Origin of the sequence: Sphingobium sp. CCH11-B1, from assembly GCF_001556865.1 — a bacterium.
GTDB lineage: Bacteria > Pseudomonadota > Alphaproteobacteria > Sphingomonadales > Sphingomonadaceae > Sphingobium.
On record NZ_LSJY01000184.1, the window covers coordinates 64,115 to 70,443 of the forward strand.

The 6,329-nt window shown below is 62.6% G+C and carries 1 protein-coding gene; it reads right to left on the minus strand.

Translation table 11 applies throughout. The features are described 5' to 3' along the window. Positions 1 to 8 precede the first annotated feature (8 nt). Positions 9 to 6,116, minus strand: coding sequence for a hypothetical protein (locus tag AX724_RS18635; RefSeq protein ID WP_066769480.1), 6,108 nt, complete (start codon positions 6,114 to 6,116; stop codon positions 9 to 11). Positions 6,117 to 6,329: the final 213 nt, after the last annotated feature.

Below are 6,329 nucleotides of genomic sequence, written 5' to 3' on the forward strand. Positions count from 1 at the left end.
GGGAGGCGTCAGATGAAGGTCCACTTGGTCTTCATGGTGAAGGCGAAGCTGCTGTAATTGGCGCTGCGCTGCTGGCTGTAGCTATCACCCTCATCCATAACTCCCGTGTCCGACGCGCCCTGGACGGCATAGACTGCGACCACTACGTTGCCGGTTCCCGCGTCTGAACCGCCTGGAGCGTCGGCCACAAAAGTCCGGATCGTCGAATAGCTCCGCAAATTGGTGTTGTTCTGCTGTTGCCATTCGCTCGCGTTTATGAGCGTGGACCAGAACTCAGTCCCGTTCTTGCTCAGCGCGATCCGGATGCCGCCGTCAGCATCGTCGACGCGGGAGAATGGCTTGCCGTTGTAAGGGGTGATCGAATTGCCGACGGTGGTCTGAAACCCGGCGTTGATCTCCATGACATAGGAACCGTTCGGCGTGGTCACTCCAAGATTGTCGGCATAGAGCAGCAGCGACTGCCCCCGCGCCGGCGAACCGGAGCCGCTCGCATCATCACGCTTCACAAACCGGTCGAGCGCCAGAGCCTCCGGGTTAACGGTGCCATTGATGAAAGCGTCCCCGTCCACATACAGGCCGGTCCCAACGAAGAAGCCGGACTGGCCTGCGGAATTGACGAGACGCACATACACTTCGCCGTTGGGGCCGGTCGCTACCACCTGCCAGTAGAGCGAGACCTTCCCATTGATGTCGGCTATGGCGAGAGACTGTTGACTGACGGTTCCACCCAGGACCGACACAGTGGACGACAGGCTCGCATATTGACCCTGAAGATTGGTGATAGCCGAAGCGTTCGTGCTGACGCTGGCGTTGAGAACGCTCACCGTGGACGATAGCGATGCATATTGGGTGTTGAGCGTGGAGAGCGTCTGGAAGGATTGCGAGACCGTGGCTTCATCGGAGAAGCGCCCGATTACCGTCCCATTGACGACTTTCACTTGTCGAAAAGCAATGTTCCCCGCGGTTGGCGATCCCTCGACGCCAAGCTGCACAAAGAATTGCACGGCACCAGACGGGCAGTCCTGCGTGGCCCGTTGGCGCTGACTGAAGTCATTGGTGAAGCTGCCGGTGCCGTAGATTGTCGGGCCGATCGAATGAACGCTGCCGCTCGAATTGAGCCACACGATGCGGGCGAACGCGACGCCCCCCGTCGTGCCGCCCCGGTCAATGTCGGCCGTTATCGTGTAAGGATCGCCAACGATGGCGGGCTGTGCTGCGGTCGAGGCATAATGATCCCCCGCATTCTGGACCCCCAAAGCCGAAACATATCGCCCCCAGCTGGGATCGTTAGCGCTGGAAGCGCTCCATGTGCCAGTCGTCGCCCATCCAGTTAGCCCATCGGGGAATGATCCATAGGCAACGAGGTTGGTCGCACCTGCGCTAACCGTTGTCGTAAGGGTCGCAACATCGCCTTGTATCGTGGAGGTGGCCGTCTGAAGATTGCTGATCGCCGCACCTTGACTCGACACTGTGGACGAAAGCGAAGCCTGCGATCCCTGCAAATTGCTGATGGCCGTCGCGTTCTGGCTGATCGAGGCGCCCTGCGTGGCGACGGTGCTGGAAAGGGTCGCCTGCTGCCCGTTGATGGTGCTGATCGCCTGCGCCTGGATCGCGATCGATGACCTCGCGCTACCCGGCGAGTAGGCAGGCGATGCTGCTGCCGCTGCGGTTGTCTCGGCCACCTGCGGACGTAGCCACCATGCATAGCTGTTGGCCCCTGACAGCGTTCCGAACTTGTGGAGGAACAGCCTGCCCCGGACTGTTCCGGCGGGAGCCTGCGCCTTGAATGAGCGGCGGGCGAAGTCCCCAATATTTATGCCGCCGCCGGTTGGGCCGATCAGGCCACTACTGGGCGTGGAAAGCACGCCACCGCCCACGTCGAGGAACTGGAGATATACCTGGATATTGCAGCGGTGCGACGCGGCATAGACCGACACGTCATACCATTTGCCCTGCTCGAGAGCGAGTTCCTGCGTCCAGTCACCCTGACCAGCAGACTGCGTTGACGGCAGGGTTGCTCGGAGGCCGTTTTCGCCTGTGACGATCCACGGATCGCCAGATCCGACGCGGTCCCCAATCGTGCCGTTGCCAGAGTTGAAGACCCACCCCGCGGTGTCCGCCGCAAGATCGGTATTGACGAGCAGGTTGCCGCCTCCAGCCGTCACCTGCGTCTGGAGCGTGGCAATCTGGCCCGCCTGCGTCGAGGACGCCGATTGCAGACTGCTTATGCTGCTGCCCTGCGCGCTGACCGTGCTTGACAGCGTGCTGACCGTGCCGTTCAGGTTCGTGAAGGATTGCTGCAACGTTGTAATGCTGCCGCCCTGAGATGACACGGTGGTAGATAGGCTGGCGAAGCTGCTGTTGAGCGTCGAGTATGCCTGGTAGGTCTGCCGCGCGCTGGCCTCACCGCTGTACGGGGTTGCAATCGAACCGCGCTCCAGCTTGACCTGACGCCATGCCATGCTGTTGATCGTGACGCCCGGTGGCGCATAGACAACCAGGCTGATCTGAACACCAGTAGCCCCAGCCGGAACCTGCCGGGTGCCTTGAAAAGCGGCGCGGCTCGCACCGGTGGGCTCAAAGCCTATTCCCGTCCCCACCTGCCTGCGCGGACAGTCCACATATTGAGGCCCAGATGGCGTTGACCAGATGAACTGCACCCATGCTTCTGCGCCGGGCTGGCTGGCTTGAATGCCAGCATCAACGGCGGCAGTATAGTAGGAGCCTACATCAATTCCGTTTAGGACTTGGCTCGTTATGTGGGCAAATTGAAGGGTCGACGTCCCGGTCCACGGGGTCGTATTTGCCGCATAGCTGCCCCATGCTGCGTTGATCGCCTGAAACCAGTTGAGCGGTGCACCAGCGCTACCGCTTGCTACCCATCCCGCTAGTCCATTCTCAAAACCGCCATTTGGCAGCACGTTCGGATTGCTCGAGGCCGACACGACGTTCGTCAGGGTGGCGAGGCTTCCCTGCGCCGTCGAGATGGCCTGCACGTTAGTGGCGATCGAGGCGCCCTGCGTCGTCACAGTCTGGCTAAGGCTGGCGATTTGGCCCGCCTGCGTCGAAGAGGCGGACTGAAGCGTGACGATGCTGCTCTCTGCGGTGCCGACGCGCGTGCTCAGCGATGCAAGGCTGCCGTTCGCCGCCGAGATGGCTGTGGCGGTGCTGAGGATTTCAGCCTCAGCCGTGCCCACGCGCGTTGTCAGGGTGGCGAGAGAGGCTGTGGCGGTGCTGATTGCCTGTGCCTGCGTCTCAATCGACGCCTGTGCGCTGCCCGGCGAATAGGCCGAGGGGAAAGTGGCATCGGCCGTGCTTGGCCGGAACATGGGTTGGCAGAACCAAGCATAGCTGTCGGTCGTGCCCGCGCTCGTTGCTTGTTTGCGGAGGTGGAGCACGGCGGAAGCCGCGCCTGCGGGTGCCTGACCTTTGACCCCGGCATGGAACCAGTTGCCGAGAACCGCGCCGCCTTGTGGATAGGTGGCGACACTCTGGGACGGCGTCGGCGGATTGATCCATTGGCCGTTCGCGTCCAGCCATTGCAGGATGATCTCGGCGGCGCAGCGGTGTGCCGCCACTCGACTGGAGAACTCATACCACGCCCCGCTTATGACAGGCACCTTCTGCGTCCATTCGGCGTGGCTGCCGGAATTGGCATTGGGCTGTGTGATGCCAATGTTGTGACCGCCCGGAAGGCGCCACTGATCGCCCGCAAGGTCGCGCCCCCCCGCCGCGCCGGGCTGGCCCGCATTGGCAAAGGTCCACCCCGATGTGTCGGCGGCAAAATCTGTATTGGTGAGGAGATTGCCGCCCGCGCGCACCTGCTGCCGCAGCGTCGTCACCGAACCATTGAGGCTCGTCACGCTCTGCTGGAGCGTGAGGATGCTCCCACCCTGCGTGACGACAGCAGCGTTAAGCTGGTCGACCTCGGTGCCGATCTGGCCGATGCTCGACAGAATGTCGGCGGCCTGATTTTGAAGACCAGTTACGTCGCCCTGCAGCGTCGACACGCTCTGCTGAACCGCCGACGATGCCGACTGGAGCGCGGATATATTGCCCTCTGTCGCAGTCAGGTCAGAACGAAGGTCGTTCAATTCGTCCATGATCAGGCCGAAGTCGCCCTCAATGGCTCCGGTGATTTCGGCAATGTCCTGCTGCGCCTGGGCGATGGCGGCCTGTGCCTCCGCCGCAGCGGCAGCTGCAGCTGCCGCCTGCTGCTCTATCTGATCCATGAGGCTGACCTGCTCGGGCGTCGCGCCGACGGTCGCCCCGTTCTCTGGCTTATTAGGGCCGGTCACATTGTCGAAATCGAGCGCCGTCCAACCCGTCTCCGACGGCCCGACGATGAGCCGGCCTCCCGTGACGCCCCGACGCTGATAGCTGATCCCAACCTCGTAAGCCGTTCCGCCCTCAACTCCGGTAATGACGTGGCGCGTTAGAGACGGCTCGAAAGTCCCCGCCGAGAGCCATCCGGCATCCATCGACTGCCCGCTGACGAACCGCCGATATTCTATCACCACGGCCTCGGCGGTGGCAGCATCCGTAGCGCCTGCCACAACGATGGCGGGAGATACCGCCCCATCGGCCTCTATCTTGTTCGCTACGATAGACCAACTTCCTGAGCCAGGAACCGGCACCAATGGTGGACCGCTGACGCCCGGCGTCGGCGGAGGCGTCGTGGTCTGGCCTAGGGCAAAAGGATGCTTGCCCGCCGTCTCGCTGCGCGCCGTCATGGTGACGATGCCGGTCGCAGGGGACAGTTCGCGATTAAGAAGCAGAATGGGCTGCCCATTCAGTCCCAGCTCGGGCAGGATCGCGGTTACACAGTCGCCCGGCTTATACCCCATCCACACCAGCTTGAGCGGCAGACTGATCGGCCCAAACTCGCGAGCGTTCTCGATGTCATACCGCGCCGCGACGGCCGCCTGCTTCGTCTGCTGGATGAAAGGATAGTCCTGAACCCGCGAACGCTTCCCCCGGTCCTCGGCAACATGCGCCGGCACGCTGATCGGCGCGGCGGGCAAAAGCTGCCAATTATTCTCTTCCAGTCGGAAACGGGGCGTGATGGTGTTGATCCGGTCCCGGCGCGGCTGCGTCGCTGCCACGCTCCCCGGCCCCACCAGATCATCAACGGTGACGGTTGCAAGCGAAACCTTGGGGGCATTGACGAGGCAGGAAATCCGCGCGCCAAGGGTGAGCGGCTCGCCCATCCCGGCCTGCAAAATCTTCTTCATCGAGTCCCATTTGCCGTCACCCGAATAGATGACGCCGCCCACTTTCCAGCCGTTGGCTTGGGCTACGTTCGCCCCTTCGACGAAGGCAGGGACATCAATGGTCTCCCAAGGGGCACCCATGCCCATGACGCGCTGATAAACCGATCCAGAAGCACTGCGGTCGCGCTGCCAGATGCCGTGCGCCCAGCGCAGCCCGATCAGATAAGGGTCTTCGGTCCATTCCCACGTATCGACCGCAGCGTCATAGGCCGCCGTGTCGGAAGGATCGGCCATGCGGTGCGGGCCGCTGCCTCCCGGATAAGTCGAGTCCTTGCGCGGGTCGTAAGCCTTGATCCCGCGAATAGTCCACATCGGCGCAGGCGGACCATTTTGATACAGCTTCGCCTTCGTGTCGAACCGCAACGTCCATGCGCTCGCCGCTTTACCCGATAGCTTGTGCTGAGTGGTCCAGCCTGGGGGCGACCCGGCACCAGCGCCGAACGAGAGGGCCGACGGTTCAGGCGTCGCGCCAAGTTGCGACACCATCCACATAAAGCCGGCGAACGCCCCGATGGCCTGACCCGCGCTGTTGAACGTCACCTGCGACTTGTCGACCGTGAAGCGCTCGATTGCGTCAATCGGACCAAGGGAATGCACCGCTACAAATGCCTGACGGTCATTGTCGCCCTTGTCGGCAGTATCCCAGCCGCGCCGGAACACGATGTCGCTGGCATTGCCGGTTCGGCCGATGACGAGGGGAATGCCGGCGTCGGGGTCGGCGCTGAACTGCGTCTGCGACCCGGATGCTTGCGCCGTTGGCTTTTTGGCGGTGAGAACGGATGCGACCGTCAAAGCGCCTGCGGCAACTGACGCGATGGTGCCGATCGAGGCGACCGTTTCCAAGGTAGCGGCAGTTGCCGCTGACATCGTGCCAGCCGAAAAGCTCCCGAAGATACCGATGCCCCCGGCCGCTCCGACCCCCGTTGCTACAAGCGCAACAGCCCCCACCACTAAGGCAGCGGTTCTCATCACTTTGGACATAGGATAACGCTCTCCAAAGCAAGGAGATGGCATGAATGATTTGTGATCGGCCTTGGTGCTCGGCGTCGTGGCGTT